The organism is Psychrobacter sp., from assembly GCF_049295055.1.
Classification (GTDB): Bacteria; Pseudomonadota; Gammaproteobacteria; order Pseudomonadales; family Moraxellaceae; genus Psychrobacter.
Window position 1 is genome coordinate 1 of sequence record NZ_JBAQQF010000023.1, and the last position, 19,610, is coordinate 19,610.

The 19,610-nt window shown below is 41.7% G+C and carries 12 protein-coding genes; 8 read left to right on the forward strand and 4 right to left on the reverse strand.

Annotated features, from left to right (window positions below; all coding sequences use genetic code 11):
• Positions 1-443 precede the first annotated feature (443 nt).
• From ahcY to WAZ74_RS03145, 7 genes are all read left to right on the forward strand, one after another.
• Positions 444-1,868: an adenosylhomocysteinase gene (gene ahcY / locus WAZ74_RS03115; protein ID WP_422305697.1), complete on the forward strand. Its 1,425-nt coding sequence runs from the start codon at positions 444-446 to the stop codon at positions 1,866-1,868.
• Positions 1,869-1,881: 13 nt separating this feature from the next.
• Positions 1,882-2,727, forward strand: a complete 846-nt coding sequence (locus WAZ74_RS03120) for a methylenetetrahydrofolate reductase (RefSeq protein ID WP_422305699.1) — start codon at positions 1,882-1,884, stop codon at positions 2,725-2,727.
• A 263-nt stretch (positions 2,728-2,990) separates the two neighbouring features.
• Positions 2,991-3,878 carry a 16S rRNA (uracil(1498)-N(3))-methyltransferase gene (locus tag WAZ74_RS03125; RefSeq protein WP_422305701.1) on the forward strand — a complete coding sequence of 296 codons (888 nt, stop codon included), beginning with the start codon at positions 2,991-2,993 and terminating at the stop codon, positions 3,876-3,878.
• A 116-nt stretch (positions 3,879-3,994) separates the two neighbouring features.
• The gene (locus WAZ74_RS03130) at positions 3,995-5,719 is read left to right on the forward strand and encodes a putative bifunctional diguanylate cyclase/phosphodiesterase (protein ID WP_422305703.1); all 1,725 of its coding nucleotides are present in this window, start codon (positions 3,995-3,997) and stop codon (positions 5,717-5,719) included.
• A 369-nt stretch (positions 5,720-6,088) separates the two neighbouring features.
• Entirely contained in the window at positions 6,089-7,882 is a 1,794-nt protein-coding gene (locus WAZ74_RS03135) for an acyl-CoA dehydrogenase C-terminal domain-containing protein (RefSeq protein WP_422305705.1), read from the forward strand.
• 279 nt (positions 7,883-8,161) lie between these two features.
• A complete protein-coding gene (locus WAZ74_RS03140) occupies positions 8,162-9,946 on the forward strand; it encodes an acyl-CoA dehydrogenase C-terminal domain-containing protein (protein WP_422305707.1) in 1,785 nt (594 codons plus the stop codon).
• A 452-nt stretch (positions 9,947-10,398) separates the two neighbouring features.
• On the forward strand, positions 10,399-12,876 hold the full coding sequence (locus tag WAZ74_RS03145) for a site-specific recombinase (protein WP_422305709.1): 2,478 nt from the start codon (positions 10,399-10,401) through the stop codon (positions 12,874-12,876).
• Between the two features lie 93 nt (positions 12,877-12,969).
• Here the strand turns inward: WAZ74_RS03145 and WAZ74_RS03150 are convergent, their stop codons facing one another.
• The 4 genes from WAZ74_RS03150 to pdxA form a co-directional block, all read right to left on the reverse strand.
• Positions 12,970-13,812, reverse strand: coding sequence for a symmetrical bis(5'-nucleosyl)-tetraphosphatase (locus tag WAZ74_RS03150; protein ID WP_422305711.1), 843 nt, complete (start codon positions 13,810-13,812; stop codon positions 12,970-12,972).
• A gap of 143 nt (positions 13,813-13,955) precedes the next feature.
• Positions 13,956-14,819 (reverse strand): 16S rRNA (adenine(1518)-N(6)/adenine(1519)-N(6))-dimethyltransferase RsmA, encoded by an 864-nt coding sequence (rsmA, locus tag WAZ74_RS03155; RefSeq protein WP_422305713.1) that lies wholly within the window; start codon positions 14,817-14,819, stop codon positions 13,956-13,958.
• 322 nt (positions 14,820-15,141) lie between these two features.
• Positions 15,142-16,434: an ABC transporter ATP-binding protein gene (locus WAZ74_RS03160; RefSeq protein ID WP_422305715.1), complete on the reverse strand. Its 1,293-nt coding sequence runs from the start codon at positions 16,432-16,434 to the stop codon at positions 15,142-15,144.
• Positions 16,435-16,738: 304 nt separating this feature from the next.
• On the reverse strand, positions 16,739-17,857 hold the full coding sequence (gene pdxA / locus WAZ74_RS03165; protein ID WP_422305718.1) for a 4-hydroxythreonine-4-phosphate dehydrogenase PdxA: 1,119 nt from the start codon (positions 17,855-17,857) through the stop codon (positions 16,739-16,741).
• A 340-nt stretch (positions 17,858-18,197) separates the two neighbouring features.
• Between pdxA and dnaB the strand changes: the two genes are divergently transcribed.
• Positions 18,198-19,601: a replicative DNA helicase gene (gene dnaB, locus WAZ74_RS03170; protein WP_079691662.1), complete on the forward strand. Its 1,404-nt coding sequence runs from the start codon at positions 18,198-18,200 to the stop codon at positions 19,599-19,601.
• Positions 19,602-19,610 lie beyond the last annotated feature (9 nt).

Consider the following 19,610-nt stretch of genomic DNA (forward strand, 5'->3'; position numbering starts at 1 on the left):
TCCCAGAGGCTATCGGTTAATGCTTGTCTGGCCATCTTTTTTATATGCCTCTTATTTTATAAAGTGTACGCCTTATTTTAGAAGATATATGCGTGCTTTCCAATTAGGGACACTCCCTAATAATAAAGGCCATCAGTCGATGGCCTTTTTTTATGGCTGTTAATAATACAAACCAGTTTTATATATCATGACCGCTTACTATTTTCCACAGCCAATAGGTGACAAATTAACCGTCATGAATTACAATAACGAGCTCCGAGAGGTGTTGCACCATATGAATTGATGGTTACGTTTGCGCTTTATAAACAAACGGCACTGATTAATTCGTCATGTTAGGCTCGGTAAACTGTTTGATACTGGTTATTCCAGCCTTTGACAGCATAACAACGGCACCTGCGCTATTATTCTTTTTATCATAAATTAACCACTGATAGGAGCATATTATGGACGCAGTGTCTAAAGCCCCCTCTGCCCATACGATCGACCCCTCTTTCACTGACTATAAAGTCGCTGACATTAGCTTAGCTGATTACGGCCGCCGCGAAATCACCCTTGCCGAAGCGGAAATGCCTGCCCTTATGGGTTTGCGTCGTCGCTACGAAGCAAACCAGCCACTTAAAGGCGCGAAAATCGTCGGCTGTATCCACATGACAATTCAAACTGCCGTCCTTATCGAGACCTTAATTGCGCTCGGTGCTGAAGTACGTTGGACATCATGTAATATCTTCTCAACCCAAGACCATGCTGCTGCTGCGATTGCTGCTGCCGGTATTCCGGTCTTCGCTTGGAAAGGCGAAACTGACGCAGAATACGAATGGTGCTTACGTCAACAAGTACATATTGGTGGCGAAGAATCAGGTCAGCTTTGGGATGCTAACCTAATTTTGGATGATGGCGGTGATTTGACTGCATTGATTCATAACGATTATGCACAATTGCTTGATAACATGCATGGTATCTCAGAAGAGACGACTACCGGCGTGCATCGCTTGATCGAGATGTTGAATAAAGGCACGCTAAAAGTTCCTGCTATCAACGTCAATGACGCAGTCACTAAGTCTAAAAACGACAATAAATACGGCTGCCGTCATAGCTTAAATGACGCGATTAAACGCGGAACCGATATGTTCCTTGCTGGTCGTCGCGCTTTAGTTATCGGTTATGGCGATGTAGGTAAAGGTTCTGCGCAAAGCTTACGTCAAGAAGGCATGATTGTTCGTGTCTCAGAAGTTGATCCTATCTGTGCCATGCAGGCTTGTATGGACGGCTACGAAGTATTGTCACCGTACATTAATGGCGACAACACAGGCGGTGCAGACAGCATCAACACTCGCCTGTTAGATGACACAGACATGGTTGTCACGACTACCGGCAACTATCATGTTTGCGACAAACACATGCTAGCTGCTCTAAAACCAGGTGCGGTGGTTTGTAATATCGGTCACTTTGATACCGAAATCGATACTCAGTTTATGCGTGATAACTGGCGCTGGGAAGAAGTTAAGCCACAAGTCCATCAAATTTTCCGCTCTGATGACGTGAACGATTACTTGATTCTATTGGCTGAAGGTCGTTTGGTAAACTTGGGTAATGCGACTGGTCACCCATCACGCGTGATGGACGGCTCATTTGCTAACCAAGTATTGGCGCAAATGTATCTATTTGAAGAAAAATTTGCTGACTTGCCAGCTGATACGCGTGCTGACAACTTGTACGTAAAAGTATTGCCGAAGAAGCTAGACGAAGAAGTGGCTGCGGCGATGGTTGCCGGCTTTAACGGTACGTTAACTAAGCTGACTGAAAAACAAGCTGAGTATTTAGGTGTGCCTGTCGAAGGTCCATTTAAGCCTGACGCTTATAAATACTAAAAGGAGCCAGACTGTGACTAAGCCTGCTTTCTCCTTCGAGTTTTTCCCGGCCAAAACCGAGCAAGGTCATGAAAAGCTACTCAGTACTTACGATGAGCTAAATAAGCTATCACCGAGCTACTTTTCGGTAACCTACGGTGCGGGCGGTTCAACCCGTAGTCGCACTTTGGATATCGTACAAGCCTTGTGCGCACGTGGTAATACTGATGTCGCGCCACATATGTCTTGTATTGGCGATGACAAAGCGCAAATCGCTGAATTGCTCGATCTTTATAAGAGCTTAGGCATCAAACGCTTGGTCGCGTTACGTGGTGACTTGCCATCGGGGCAAGTAGGTATGGGTGAGTTGCCATTTGCGCTAGACTTGGTAAAGTTTATCCGCGAATATTCAGGCGATCATTTCCGTATTGAGGTCGCAGCCTATCCTGAGATGCATCCGCAAGCGCGTAGCTTTGAGCATGATGTTGATAACTTATTTAATAAGTACCAAGCGGGTGCAAACTCATCGATTACGCAGTTTTTCTATAACGCCGATAGCTATTTATATCTGCGTGATACCTTAGAGAAACGTGGTATTGATACGATTGCGCAGCCTTTGGTTGCTGGCATTATGCCGATTACCAACTCGAGTAATTTGATGCGTTTTGCTGATAGCTGTGGCGCGGATATTCCACGTTACGTGCGTAAGCAGTTGGCTGACTTTGGCGATGATAGCAAAGCCATTCGCGAATTTGGTTTTGATGTCGTCTATCGTTTATGTGAGCGTTTAATCAGCGAGGGCGTACCGGCCATGCATTTTTATAGCATGAATAAGGTTGAGCCTAATAAACGCTTGGTTGAAGCTTTAGGGCTTGCTTAGTGTTTGGCTTATAAGCAATAATTCAATAAATAGTTTAATAACTGGCGTTCTTAGGAGCGCCAGTTTTTTTATTGTAGCTTGCATTTTTTATGAGAATAGCAAGTTGTTAGACCCATAAAATATTAATAATCAATGTTAGAGAACAAGTCTTGGAACATAAGCATTAGAATTATTGTATTCAAGAATATACCTTTACCAAATTAAACGATATTCTGCTAAGATATTTAAAAGTATCAGTATTCAAATTATAGGACTAAGCAACCGTGCGACGTTTTTTTTATGCTACTAGCAATGACATCAGTAATAAAACAGATAATAACTACCCTCACCTTAGCACTTTGCCTATTGGCGCTAGCGTTGAATTAACAGAAAGTATCGCCCATCATTGGTGCCGTGTATTACGCGCAAATATTGGCGATCACGGTATTCTATTCGATGGCTTTGGCGGTGAGTATCAAGTACAGCTACAAACCATGAGTAAAAAGCACGCTACTGCGACGCTGATTACTCATATAAATGATGATCGTAGCGCACCTTTACTGACCAAAATCGGTCTGGTCATAAGTCGCGGCGAACGTATGGATTATGCGATCCAAAAGTCAACAGAGCTTGGTGTGACTGCTATTCAGCTACTTAGCAGCCATCATGGCGAGGTTAATTTAAAACCTGCTCAAGTAGAAAAAAAATTGGCACATTGGCAGCAAGTCGCTATTGCCGCTTGTGAGCAATGCGGTCTTAATCGCCCACCTGTTATTCTTGCTCCATTATCTATCAATGATTGGTTACGCGATCCAGTTACCGATATAGAAATAGCTATCAGCTCTGCGGTTAGCCCTATTGTCGCCGCACTAAGTAAAGACCATTATTATCAATTGTTGCAACAGCCAGCAGATTTACGCTTGCAACTGAGTGTGCCAGCGGCAGGTCAGCCTTTGATTCCAAAAGCACTATCAACTGTATTGGCACAAGAGCTGCCTTATATTGAGTTATTAATTGGTCCTGAGGGCGGATTAAGTGATGAAGAATGTCTAAAAGCACAAAGCGTCGGCTTTGAGCCTTGGCAAATTGGGGCAAGGGTTTTACGCACTGAAACTGCGCCCGTGGTGGCACTAGCAACGTTGCATGCGCTTTTACCTCTTGTTAGTCATTAAGAGCAGCGTAAAAGGCTGACACTTAAAATAACGATTTAGACTTAAGATGACGATTGTCAATTGCCCATACCACAAGCTTTGTTTATCGATTTTAATTCCACTTTATGAGTCTAGTTATGAGCACTTTTACACCAATGCCACTGGCAGACAAACAGCAATTATTGGTCAAATTATGTGAGCAATTTGAAGATGCTATATTCATATTAGATGCAAATTTACGCTATTTGTCAGTCAATGCTACCTATGAGTTGATGCTTGGTTATACGGAATCTTTTTTGATTGGACGCCCACTTGGTGTATACGCGATTGAATTCTTGTCAGAAGAAGAACAAACGGTATTAAAAAACCTGATCAATAGCTTAGACAGTACTGGGTTTTGTGAAATCGATTTTTCCATGGCAACCCGCTACGGTCAAATCCTAGATTGCCATATAACCTACCGCAAAATTTATTTGGAAGACACGGCATATTATGTCGGTACGATTCGTGATACGTCTAGCGTTACTAAAAATAAGAAAAAGATGGTGCATTTACTTAATTACGATCAACTCACCGGACTGCCCAACCGTAAAGTATTTTTGAGTCAGACAAGCGAGCTGCTATTAGAAAGCTACCAAGAAGTGGTTATTGTCCGCTTAAATATTGACGGTTATCGCAACCTTGCTATTCTGTTAGGACCTGATTACATCAATACTTTAGTAGAAAAATTTGTCCTGCGAATTAAAGCGCTAGAGCTGGATCATTTACGCTGTTTTTCTCATTTTGGCGGTGATGACTTTGCGTTATTGTTTGAATGTAGTGACGCCAATACGGTACGCATTCAATTAGACAGCTTAATGCAAATGTGTGAGCGTCCCTTCTTTCTCAATGACGATAAAGTCACAAATACCGAAGTGTATTGTCATGTGTCTGTCGGGGTCAGCTACTTCCCTGAAAATGACAATGAGTTTACTGGCTTATTAACCAAAGCGGAGAAAGCCTTAAATTATGTCAAGCAACACGGTGGCGATGATGTTTGTTGGTATCACAAATCCATTAATGAATTTAACGCTCATCATATACAACTAGAATCCGAGCTTAGAGCGGCCACCAGCGAAGGTCAGTTTATTGCTTATTATCAGCCTAAATTTGCGTTAGATACGGGTGATATTACCGGTTTTGAAGCATTGGTACGCTGGCAACATCCTACTCGCGGATTACTAACCCCTATTGATTTTATTGATGCCATCATTTCTCATAAACTGTCGCTTGAGCTATTTTCTCAAATGGCAAACCAAATCGCTGAGCAGTTGACTGTCTGGCAAAAAATTGGTTTCAACCAACATATCTGTATCAATGCTGATGCGGCTGAATTTAGCCATCCTGATTTTTTTGATCTGGTCAGAAACTTGCTCACAAAACATGAGATTGCAGCGCATCAATTACATATTGAGGTGACAGAATCCTCTTTAATAAAGCGCCATTCTGATGTTAAAAAACAGCTTAATTCGCTTAAAGAGTTAGGGATTCTTCTGGCGTTAGATGACTTTGGTACTGGCTACGCCTCCTTAAGCTATCTACAGGAATACCCCTTTGATTTTATCAAAATCGATAAGAGCTTTATCTCAAAAATTGTTACCGATCAAACCCAACTCGCTATTGTAAAAGCTATTTTGGCGTTAGCAGAGGCACTCGATATGCAGGTCATTGCAGAAGGCATCGAAAACGAGCAACAACGTGATTTACTGTTAGACATGGGTTGCCAATATGGTCAAGGTTATTGGTTTGGCAAGCCTATGACTGCTGAAATTGCAACTGACATGTTAATACAACAGTATTGGTCTAAAAACAAAGGTTGTTAGAGCGCTACCGTAAAAAATATTAATTGAGCTCTCCTACAATTATTATTAAGTATTTTAATGTGTAGGCTATATCGTACATAGGATGCAAGACAGGTTGATGACTTATCAGTATTGTCACTAAACTTGTATATTTGCCAGTGAAAGCCTATCTTTTACCAAGAATTTACGAAACTAAGAATTTACGAATTCATTCATAATTCTTTTTACGCTTCTCAATGTTATCTCATATGATCGGTATCATTGTTTGTTAATAATACAGACAACAAAGCCAGACACTAGCAACTGAGACTTAAATATTATATATAGTCATACTATTGCTTAGTCGCAGTAGCGCTGTCGGTCATACACTAAAAAAAAGGACAGGAAGTTATGCAATATAAAGCACCCCTACGTGATATGAAATTTGTCATGCATGAACTTTTAAACAGCACAGCACATTATCAAACGATTGATGCGTTCGCTCATATTGAAGCTGACATTGTAGACAGCTATCTAGAAGCTGCCGCAAGTTTTGCTGAAAATGAGCTGTCACCATTGAACATGAGCGGTGATGCTGAAGGCTGTCATTTTGATAATGGCGAAGTCACTACCCCTAAAGGCTTCAAAGAAGCTTATAAGCAATATTGTGAGCTTGGCTTTACCTCTTTAACTGCTGATGAAGAGTTCGGTGGTCAAGGCATGCCAATGTCTCTAAACTCCTCTATTTCTGAGTTTGTAGGTACCGCTAACTGGTCGTTTGGTATGTATCCAGGATTATCTGAAGGCTGTGTCTCTACGCTTGAACATCATGGCACTAACGAGCAAAAACAAAAATACTTGCCAAAACTGGTCGCAGGCGAATGGACTGGCGTGATGTGTTTGACTGAACCACAATGTGGCTCTGATTTAAACTTAGTGCGCACCAAAGCTGAGCCTAATACTGATGGCACTTATAAAATTAACGGCGGTAAAATCTGGATTTCGGCAGGCGAGCACGATATGTCTGACAATATCATCCATATTGTTCTAGCGCGTCTTCCAGATGCACCAGCGGGCACCAAAGGCTTGTCTTTATTTGTAGTACCAAAGTTCATGGTAAATGACGACGGTAGCTTAGGCGAGCGTAATGCTGTCTCTTGCGGCTCGATTGAACACAAAATGGGCATCAAAGCCTCAGCGACTTGCGTTATCAACTATGACGGCGCAATCGGCTATTTAATTGGTGAAGAGAACCGTGGTCTAAACTACATGTTCACCTTTATGAATGTGGCACGAATCGGCACCTCTATTCAAGGTGTTACCGCTTCTCAGTATGCTTTCCAAGGTGCCTTGGCTTTTGCCAATGAACGCTTAGCATTCCGTTCGTTAGACGGTGCTAAATTCCCTGAAAAACCTGCCGACCCTATCATCGTTCATCCTGCTGTGCGTGACATGATATTGACCACTAAAGCCTTTGCTGAAGGCGGCCGTGCATTAATCGGTTATATGTCACAGTTTGCGGATACGGTTGCAAAGGGTGAAGGTGATGCTCGCAAATACGCAGATCAAATGTTGTCACTGCTCACGCCTATTGGTAAAGCGTTCTTGACCGAAACGGGTCTTGAGTCTGCTAGACATGGCGTTCAAGCATTAGGCGGCAGTGGCTTCTGTGTCGAATATGGCATGGAGCAAAACGTCCGTGATACTACTATTGCTTGTATCTATGAAGGCACGACTCAAATTCAAGCACTTGATCTGATTGGTCGTAAAGTCTTGGGCTCGCAAGGTAAATTGCTTGCGAACTTTACCACCGTTATTCAGCAATTCTGTGACGACAATAAAGACAATGATGAGATGGGTCAATTCATCCGTCCGCTTGTCAAGCATATTAAAGAATGGGGCGAATTAACGACCCGTATTGGTATGCAAGCCACTGAAAACCCTGAAGCGGTCGGCGGCGCGGCAGTCGATTACATGTACTTTAGCGGTTACGTTACCCTTGCCTACTTATGGGCTCGTATGGCATTAATTGCGCAAACTGAAATAGCCAATGGCAGCAGCGAACAGGCCTTTTACGATGCCAAAGTAAAAACGGCTCAGTTCTACTTTGCTAAGTTATTGCCGCGTACGACTACTCACGTACAGCGCATCGCTACTGGCGTCGAGCCGTACATGAGCATGGATGTTGAGCAGTTTTCATTCTAATAAACGCTTTTAACGGTTAGTTGATTCACCAAAGCTGTTTAATGATCGGCAACATACCAAGGTGTGTTGCCGATTTTCTTAATATGGATTGATAACTAACAAGATAGCTGTCTTGCTAAATAATAAGAACTTTTGGTGTACGCATAATTCACGAAGAAATACAGCGGTTGATACGCTAATTTGCTAAACTTTAGCTATTAATAGTTAAGTTCAACTCAAAAGAACAACTGAAAATCTTTGCCCAACTCACTTTTATTCATTTGAACCAAAGGAATGTTTATGGCTACTTATAATGCCCCTCTTAACGACATGCGTTTTATTTTAACTGACGTGTTTAAAGCTCATGAATTTTGGCAAAATAACGAAAGCTTATCTCATGTTGACATGGAAACGGTCGACATGGTTTTAGAAGAAATGGCAAAAATCTCCAAAAATATTCTGCTGCCGATTAACCGTAGCGGCGATGAAGAAGGCGCTACTTACCAAGGTGATGGCGTCGTGACGACTCCAGCAGGCTTCAAAGAAGCTTATAAGCAATATGCTGAGTCTGGTTGGGTAGGTCTTGGCGGCAACCCTGAATACGGCGGTCAAGGTTTTCCAAAGATGGTAACCATGCTAGCTGAAGAAATGGTTTTTACCGCCAATCAGTCGTTTGCCCTGTACCCTAACCTGACCGTTGGTGCGACACTATGTTTGAACGCTGCTGGTAGTGAAGAGCAAAAACAAACTTATTTAGAAAAAATGTATTCTGGCGAATGGTCAGGTACGATGTGCTTAACTGAACCGCATGCGGGTACAGATTTAGGTATCATCAAAACCAAAGCTGTCCCGAATGAAGATGGTAGCTTCAACATCTCAGGTACCAAAATCTTTATCACTGGCGGTGAACATGACCTAACTGACAATATCATTCATTTGGTATTGGCAAAAACCCCAGACGCGCCTGCTGGCTCAAAAGGTATCTCACTATTTGTTGTGCCAAAATTCTTGGTCAACGAAGATGGCAGCTTAGGCGAGCGCAATACCCTAGCCGCTGGCTCTATCGAGCACAAAATGGGTATCAAAGCCTCTGCGACTTGCGTGATGAACTTTGATAATGCCAAAGGCTGGATGGTTGGCCCAGAAAATACCGGTCTATCATCGATGTTTATCATGATGAACTATGAGCGCGTAACCATGGGTCTGCAAGGTCTTGGTGGTACTGAACTTGCTTATCAAAATGCTGCTCTATATGCACTTGATCGTGGTCAAGGTCGTAGCGACACGCAAATCCAAAGCCCAGAGAAACCAGCTGACGCCATCATTCATCATGCCGATGTACGTCGTATGTTATTGAATGCTAAAGTAAACTCTGAAGCCTCACGCTGTTTTGCGATGTATGTTGCCAAACAACTTGATACTGAAAAATTCAGTACTGATCCTGAAGCAGCTCAAGCGGCGTCGGCTCGTGTGGCACTATTGACACCAGTGGCTAAAGCATTCTTAACGGATAAAGCGCTAGAAGCAACGGTTGATTGCCAGCAAGTATTTGGCGGTCATGGTTATGTGCGCGAATGGGGTATGGAGCAAATCGTTCGTGATACGCGTATTGCCCAGATTTATGAAGGCGCAAACGGTATTCAAGCCCTTGATTTGTTGGGTCGTAAAGTGGCGCGCAATGACGGTAAATATATCACCCATTTCTTAGGTGAGATTCGTGATTATATCAGCAGCATGCAAGCTGATCATGGTATCAAACAAGCGACTTTAGGTGCTGCCGATACCGTTGAAGAGCTAACTAAGACTGTCCTTGCCAATATCAGTACGCGTAAGAGTGAAATTAACGGCTGTGCGGTAGATTATCTACACGCGGTCGGTTACTTATGCTACTCATATATGTTTGCTATGATGATAGAAGCAGCTGACGGCAAAGAAGGTGAGTTTTATACCAACAAAGCCAAACTTGCCGACTACTTCGTTGGTCGTGTATTACCACGCATCGACGCTCATGCCCAAATGGTCAAAGCAGGTAGTGATCCAATTATGAGTTTTGATCTTGACTACTTTAATATTGCTATCAGCTAAGTAGCTCTTACCTAAGTGATTGTCATAAATAATTCATAAAATACTTATTAAAGGGACAGTCCATACTGTCCCTTTTTTTGCCCAAACAATGTAATAAAATAAAAATAATATTAAAAATTTCTTAATAAACTACCTAAAAACTGTCTAAAAATTACCTAAAAATTACCTAAAAAATAACTGCTAACAAAATAATTAACCTTATAGGCGTGCTTGCGATTAAAATAACGCAAAGCTGAAGCAGCTTTAGCTTCACTAAACCACTTATAAAATTTTCAACTCAAAAATCAATAGTGGCATTTATTGCAGACTTACTTCAATGTTATTGCAATATTACCGCAATATTGATAACGCCATTTACTGCAGATAACACTAAAAATCCACTATAAGCACCGATAGCATTGCAAATACTGAATAATAACAATGATTGAATTAATCCCAATGAAGGATGTGATGTGCCAGAAATAAAACACATTTTACAACAGATTACTGCATTAAGTGATGTGCCTGATCCTGCGGTACTAAAACGCTTAATTGATGCGCTGCGGGTCAGTGACAAAGAACCTGCTTTAGCCAATCAAAACATTCAGCATCTGATTGAAATTCTACGCCAGCATCCAGAGTATGGAGATGGACTGTCAAGCTTCGTTCTAAAGCTCATTATTCAATATCGCCAAATTGCGCTCTACACTGACACTGGCATCATGTCAGACCAAGGGTTTTTTAATAGTTTACGCCGTTTAATTGGTCATCGTTTTTTGCCATTATTGCCGCAAGAAGATTCTGTCGTTGAGCTGGTTGGGTATTTGTTTGATAAACGCACTGATGAGCGTTGGCTGAGTAATATCGATACAGACAAGTGGGATGCGCTGGTTGATTTACTAAAAGTGAATGATGAACATTTACACTTAATTGCTACCGCGAAAAATAGTATTTTAAACGCTATTATCATTTTATCTTATCGTATTAGCGGCATTGGTCTGCATCCAGATTTGATGGATTCTTATCCGCAAATGCTGAACTATTCAGCCTCATTTGTGGCGCAAAATCAAGAAGCAGTACTGTACGTCAATCAATATCGTGAAGCGCATGAGCTTGATACTTTAACAGATGTTATCCCTGAAAAAGCAGTAGATCCCGCGCCTTTATTGGTCATGATTGAGCAATGTGAAGACATTGTGGCCACCATACGTAAGCGCATTTATAAAACCGGTATTTCCATCCGCTTAACCAACATGATGTTGCGCTTAGATCAAAGTCTACAACGTATGCGTATTTTAACTGAGCTGGTTTCAGACAACTACGATAAGCGTGATCAGGCAGTGATTGAGCTGATTCAAGCGCTGATTACGACGGCTAGTCGCCGCTATAGCATCGGTTATTTAATTGACAACAATACCAAACTGCTATCACGCAAAGTCACCGAAAATGCCGGCCGTGTCGGCGAGCATTATATTAGTACCGATAAAGCTGGCTACCGAAAGATGTTTCAAAAAGCCTCCATCGGTGGCTTTATCATTGCTTTTATGGCCACGACTAAGATATTGACGTACCATCTAGCACTTGCACCGATGGGACGCGCTTTCATAAACAGTATGATTTATGGATTGGGGTTTGTTTTTATTCATATCGTCCATGGTACGGTAGCCACCAAGCAGCCAGCCATGACTGCTGCTGCCATCGCCTCTACCATATCGGATAGCTCTGGAAAAAAATCACACCAACTTAATAAGTTATCAGAATTGGTAGTCGATATTTTACGTACCCAGTTTGTCGCGATTATGGGCAATATTATGGTAGCAGTACCAGTCGCCCTTATTATCTCTTTTGCGTGGCTACAGTATACGGGTACACCGATGATCAATACTGATAAGGCGGCGCACTTATTACATGAACTAGACCCCTTTCGCTCACTAGCACTGCCTCATGCCGCCATTGCTGGCGTGTATTTATTCTTATCAGGTCTGATTGCGGGCTATTACGACAATTTAGCAGTCTACAACCAAATCGGTGCTCGCATTCAGCGCCATAAACTCCTAAAATATTTACTCCCCAGAGCATGGCTACAACGTTTAGGCGGCTTTGTAGAAGCTAATCTTGGCGCTATTATGGGTAACTTTTTATTCGGGGTCTTTTTAGGTAGTACCGCAACCATTGGCTTCTTATTTGGTTTACCGATTGATATTCGCCATATCGCCTTTGCTTCAGCAAACTTAGCGCACGGATTGTTCAATATATCAGCCAACCAATTAGATTGGCAGATTGTGCTACTTTCTATGCTTGGTGTTGCACTTATCGGTATGGTCAACTTAATGGTCAGCTTTTCATTGGCGCTTTTTGTAGCATTACGCTCAAAAGAGGTGAAGTTTATCGATTGGAGTCGTCTGACCAAGCAGCTTTTCAGTCACGTCTTAACCCATCCATCCGATTTTTTCTGGCCACGCGATAAGCCGATGAAATACGCACGTATCGATAGCCAAGGGCATATGATTTTTGACGATACCAGCTCTAATAAAAGCGGACAACCCATACCCAACAACTATGTCGTGCGCCGCTTATCTGAGGTGAAAATCCTACCTAAATCCAAACAGAAAAGTATGCAAAATCAGCAAGTAGTCACGGATATAGATTATGGTAATCAAACATCAAATGACAATGTCGATGTTGCGTTAAAAAGTCGTGAAATACCTACTATCAATAACCAAGTGAGCACTAGAAAAATAATTGACCTTGATGATGGTCTGATAGATGAGGCACTCAACAGCGTCCCTTATAGTCAGGATATTCAGTATGACAGTGCTCATGCGTTTGATGAAGATAATCAGACGATAGCTGATCATGAAAGTGATGCTAGTAATCCTGACAATAAAGCCGCTGGTGATGCCAAAACGCCACTTCCTAAGCCAAAAAAGCCACCAAATCTGCCCAGTTAATGGGTGATTTGATGGCTTTTGTATTTACAGTAATAGAAGTAAAATTGCAGCAATACATTATAGAACTGAAACTAACATATCCAGATTAAAGCACTAGGATGATGGCGGCAAACAATGTGTACTTGAGGTTATTACTTTGCTGTCACCCAAACGATAGGCCAATAAATAATTACCCCAAACGCAGCCACCATCAAGCGCCCGAGCATGAGGCAAATCAACTTCACCTTTCAGCGCCGCCCAATGACCAAATAACACCTTACGGTTGCGCGGTACTTGCCATTCAAACCATGGCAAAAAATCCTTTGGCATAGGCTCATCTAACCCTGCCGTAAAACTAAATTCAAGTAACCCATCCTGCTTACATAGGCGCATGCGAGTAAAATAATTGGCAATCGCTCGCATTTTGGTAAAACCATTAATGCCTGCATGCCAATCATCGACCGTCTTGCTATATAAATTCGGTAGCAACTTATCAAGTTGTTCTAGACTACTTTGCAGCTGTGACTCTAACTGCTGTGCATAGTTCGCAGCTTCCTCAATACTCCAGTGCGGTGGGATACCAGCATGCACCAGTACCGTATGCTCGTCAGGATAAGCTAATATGGGTTGATGACGTAACCAATCTAATAGCTCATCACAGTCATCGGCTGCAAAAATCGGTGCAGTCTTATCTTTTTTCTTAATTTTCGTCGCTCCGCGCCATACCGCTAGCAAATTTATATCATGATTGCCAAGCACTGTCGCTGCTGCACCTTGCTCACATAGTGCTTTGACATGACGCAACGTATTTAACGAATCTTCACCGCGTGCCACCAAGTCACCGGCAAACCATAATTTATCTTGGGTCGGATCAAAATCTAATATCTCAAGTAACTGCAGATAAGCAGCATAGCAGCCTTGCAAATCACCGATGACATACTGGTGGCGAAAACTCATAAACCCTCTATACTTTTTGTCTGATGGCTCTTTAATAATAATTTTTGGATGACGATTATTTGTGACAGAAATTAGCAATTATGATAGGCAAGCGATATCAGCTAAAGTTAGCAATAACTTCTAGAGGTAGATATCTTAATAACTTAAACCTCTACCTTGCTCGCCTGATTGCTTAAGTTCACAAAATCTTTCACGCTTAGCGTTTCAGGGCGGGCTTGTGGGTCGATGCTACACGCTGCAAAATCCTCTTCGCTCAACGTCGGTAACAAGGTCGACTTCTTAAATATAGCGCGTAACGTTTTACGGCGATGATTAAAGGTTTCGCGCACCACAATGGCAAAATATTCCTCATCTTCTGCTACGACCGGCTTAGTAATATGCGGCGTCAGTCTAAAGACAGCGCTGGTCACTTTTGGCGGCGGATTGAATGCACCGCGGGGTACGGTCAGCAGATAATCTGTATCGCAGTGATATTGCATGATGACAGACAAACGACCATAAGTCTTGCTACCGACATCAGCGGTGATACGCTCGACCACCTCTTTTTGCAACATAAAGTGCATGTCTTGAATCACATCGGCATAGCTGAGCAGATGAAATAAGATAGGCGTAGAAATGTTATATGGCAGATTACCCACTACGCGCAGCTTGCCGCGTTCTTCGCTATACAGCTTACGATAATCGACATGCATGGCATTGTTTTTGATAATCGTAAAGTTTGGATGGCTGTTGGCACCGATACGAATGCGCAGGCTATCTGCCAAATCACGATCGAGCTCGATCACCGTCATTGCATCCACTTCAGCCAATAGCGGCTCAGTCAAAGCACCCATACCCGGCCCAATCTCGATTAAATTATCATCGCGCTCTAGGCGAATGCTCTCGACAATCTCACGGATAACACTACGGTCATGTAAGAAGTTTTGACCAAAGCGCTTACGCGGTTGGTGCTTGGCAGCGCGTAGGCTGTTAGTAATAGACTGAGCATCAAACGAAATTTTGGACATAAAAAGGTCTTAATAGATGAAAAATAAATGGGTGTTAAATTAACGGCAGCAATATGCGGGTTCTATAATGGCAAATTATAACACAGCTCATAATTGCACTGTATTTTTGAGATATTTTATTAGTAAACCACCCATACCTTAGCGCAACCGACACAGTTCTTTTTTGTTCTTAAACTATTTTCTATAATGTTGGTTATATACGGTACCCTAGTGAAGACTTGAATCTTTGGCTATAAATTAATGTTATCCATGTTTTAACTCATTGAGCTAGTCACGGTGTGCTTCATTGTGTACCTATCGATAAGATTAATATCTTTTTAACTCAATGTCTAACCTCTATGACAAGCCTAGTCTGAGCAAGATCATCAATATATTGATCTATGATTTGAGTATTCTTTTTATCCAAATGTGCATCCCATTCATCAAGCATAACAATCGTACTTTGGTCGTTCACTCTAATTTCTTGGATTTGTTTGATAAGTTGTTGTCCTGTTGATCCTTGATGCGTTTGGTCCGTTTTATAATTAAAATACAAATTGTGCTTGGCAGGTAGATAATATGCCTGTTCTTGGTAGTGGTTTTTTAGTTTAAGTAACATACATGATTTACCAACACCATTATCACCACCTAAGGTTATCCTACCTTGCGTGGGCAACTGTGTTGAATCAAAAATCTCTCCTGTTTGCTTCACACGTATTTGGTCTGCTTGAATGTAGGTATCTAAATCGACAGCGTTAGGTCGTAAAACCTCCAAAACACCCTCTAGCATTGTTTTAATAACGCCAATATTAGTATGGTAGCCAACCAATTCATAGCACATTTGCAATAGCTGAATTTGTCTTGGCAGCGTGGCAATCAATACTGCTATCGTTGCAGCATCGTGCCAATGTTTATTAAAAATAAAAGCAGTGACTACAAAGACAGGTAGCATCAGTATGATCATGCCTAGGCTTGAATTAATGTGCTGTATCGAGGTGAATTTAACGCTATTATTTTTGGCTATCGCGAAGCTTTTTTGAATAATATTGTTATAAAGCGTGTAATTATGCTTATTAAAAATAACAACATTATCCCAACTGTCAAAAAGTTTAGCCGTCAAGCCTAGCCGCGTTTGTTGGTCTGTTTTGGCAGCCGTTTTTAGAGCGTGTCGTCTAAAATGTACAAACATGAAAGCAAAAGTAATGCCTACTGCATAACCAAGCAGTAAGCTACCATCCAAAAACCAAGCGATGACCAACACGTTAAATAAGACGTTCAGTACCAAAGCTGAAATGTCGAAAATACTATCAATGACGGTCTCAAGGGTGTAGTTGCTTTCTTGGGCGAGCGTCGCTGTTGCTGTGCTCTGTAACTCGGCGCTAGATAACAAATAGGTATTGCCTAAAAACACAGTATTAAAATCATCGTTGTACAGCTTATGAGCGTCATATTTGGCGCGCTCCGTATTGATCACACAAAAATAGGCAGGCACATAAACGACTACTAAAGAGATGGCAAATGGCACCATATATAAAATTGAAATAGTGTCTTCGGTCAGACTTTGAGCAAGTCGAGCAATAAAATACGTTGATGAAGCAATAATCATTTGCTGAATTAGCAAAAATACCAATGCCATACGCAAATGCTTGTTTGAGATAACTTTATAGATCAAGATTTATTATTACCCTTTAAAATCAAAACTCATTAGTCTAGTCAATAATGGCTTCTTGCTGACGTATAATCTTCTTATTAACTCTTAGAATTTTTTGAATATATCCCAAAGGAACCACTTATTTTAACCTCTAAACCTACTAATAAACCACTCAAATAGACCGCTATAATGGAACCACTTATATCAGGGCATGTTTGACGATTTATAAATAGGGATTGCTGACATTAAAGTTACCCAATACTGCGTTACAAATTTTGCTAATGCATCCTTATATAAGAGGTCTATTAATAAGCGATTTATCTGCCATCTCGTTTGCCATAATCAATGCTTGATACAAACTAGTAGCACTCGCACCGCCGCGTCCTGCTAAATCAAGCGCGGTGCCATGATCGACTGATGTTCGAATATAAGGTAATCCTAAGGTAAGATTCACCGTATCGCCAAAGCCGTGCGATTTAAGCACTGGCAGTCCTTGGTCGTGATACATGGCAATCACTGCATCACAATTCGCCAAATGCCTTGGGGTGAATAGCGTATCAGCAGGCATCGCCTCAGAGATATTTACGCCTGCTTTTATAAACTCTTGTAATACTGGATTAATAATATCAATTTCTTCAGTACCTAAATGCCCACCCTCGCCTGCATGCGGATTGAGACCACAAACCAAGATACGTGGCTGCGTTAAACCAAACTTCTCCCGCATATCATCGATAACAATTTGTACCGTTTGGCGCACATTATCTTTGGTAATAGCGGCAGGCACATCTTTTAATGCTAAATGCGTCGTAACCAGTGCCACTTTCATGGCTTCATTAGCGAGCATCATTACGACTTTTTCACAGCCACTTTGCTGCATAAAAAACTCAGTATGACCGCTAAACATAGTGCCATCTAACAGTTTAATGCCTGCATCAATCAGCGCAGATTTTTGTAGTGGACCCGTTACAATCGCAGCAACCGTATTACTTGACGCCAGCTGGTGAGCAATCTCTAATTGCTGAGCAACCATTATGGCATTATTAATATCAATATGACCTGCGACTACAGGAGCACCGCAAGGAATATCAAGTAGAATAAACGTATATTTATCATCATTATTATTAGAAGCAGCTGTCTGCTGTGCAATTTGCTCTACAAAATCATCAGCATTTACTTGTGCCGTGATTGTTTGCCAAGAGGGACAAGTGGTTAATACGCCAGCAGCGACCAATTCATCAGCCCGTGCTTGCATGGCTTCAGCTTCAGCAGTTACCCAGATAGGTCGCGCAAAATCCTGTAACTTACCTTGTTGTGCTAATAGCAGTACGACGTCCATACCAATACCAGCAGACTCTCCAGTAGTAATCAATAACGGTAGTTTTTTTTGTATATCTGACATATCCTTCATAACAACGGCACCTTTATATTTATAGTAAGCAGTTAATTTTATTATATTTTTTGGTAAAAAAATAAATACTAACATCCATATTATATAGATGATTTCTTTACTTATTACAACCCCAATCTAGGAGTGATAGTTGTTTATAGCGCCCGAAAAAATCGTATTATGTGTTAAACTTTCGCTTTTCATTGTAGCATCTACAAACAGATACTGAGGTCATGTTTTGATACTTCTATTATAGCGGCGCGTAGCGTTTTATTTGCTATGTCAGCATCTAGCTATATCCTTATATTACATAATTTTTTATACCAACTTTTGAAACTGACTTTTAAGATATTAGGCACTCATGGCAGATACCGAAAAAACCGACGACTTACTCAATCAGACACCGCCGCACAATATCGATATTGAAAAGGCATTGCTCGCGTCTTTGATGAGTATCGAAGAGGCATATGACAAAATTGCAGATATTGTCACCAAGGACGACTTTTATGCTGGGCGACACCAGTATATTTTTGATGCTATCGCCCATTTAGCAGCGGTCAACGAGCCTTATGATACGGTCATGGTACATGATTGGTTAGAAGCACAAAAACTGCTTAAAAGCGCCGGTGGTGACAGCTATTTGGCGGATATTTTGAGCCAAAGCCCTGCTACCTTGTTTAACCTGACTGCTTATGCTCAGCGCGTACGCGAGCTCTCTACGCTACGTCAGCTCATTACTACTGGCAATGACATGCTGACACTTGCTTATAATCCAAAGGATCAAACGGTCAGCGATATCTTAGACAACGTTGAAGCAAAAATATTTAGTATTAATGAGCAGCATAATAAACGTGCTGAGCAGCGTGGTCCCGTTGGCATTACCTCAGTATTGACCAATGTCATTGATAAAATCCAAGAACTTAAATCAAACCCTGATGGCATGATTGGTCTGCAAACACCCTTTGTGGAGCTCAACAATAAAACCCAAGGTTTGCAAGCAGGCGACTTAGTCATCGTGGCTGCGCGTCCTTCTATGGGTAAAACGACCTTTGCCATGAACTTGGCAGAAGGGATTTTATTTAATGAAGATTTACCCGTGGTTGTATTTTCGATGGAGATGCCAGCAGAATCTATCGTCATGCGCTTGCTGTCATCGTGGGGCGCGATTAATCAGACGCATCTGCGCTCTGGACAAATGAATGAAGATGAATGGGCAAAAATGATGAACGCCATTCAGCATCTACAATCAAAGCATCTTTATATTGATGACAGTACAGCTCTACCCCCTTCCGAGCTACGCTCGCGCTGTCGCCGCATTGCCAAAAATCATGATGGAAAGTTAGGCGCTATTATCGTCGATTATCTACAATTAATGAAAGTTCCTGGTCTTGATACCAACCGTGTTGGAGAAATCTCTGAGATCTCTCGTAGTCTTAAAGCGCTGGCACGCGAGCTTGAATGTCCCGTTATTGCGTTGTCGCAGCTTAACCGTAGTCTAGAAAATCGTCCCAATAAGCGCCCTATTATGTCGGATTTGCGTGAATCTGGTGCAATTGAGCAGGATGCAGATTTGATTATGTTCATCTACCGCGATGAGGTTTATAATGAGAATACAGACCACAAAGGTGTGGCTGAAATCATCATTGGTAAGCAGCGTAACGGCCCTATCGGCACCATACGTTTGGGTTTTGAAGGACAATTTACCCGCTTTATCAATTTGACGCCAGAATACTATCAAAATGCCAGTTTTGAGAATGATGAGTAATAAATTAAA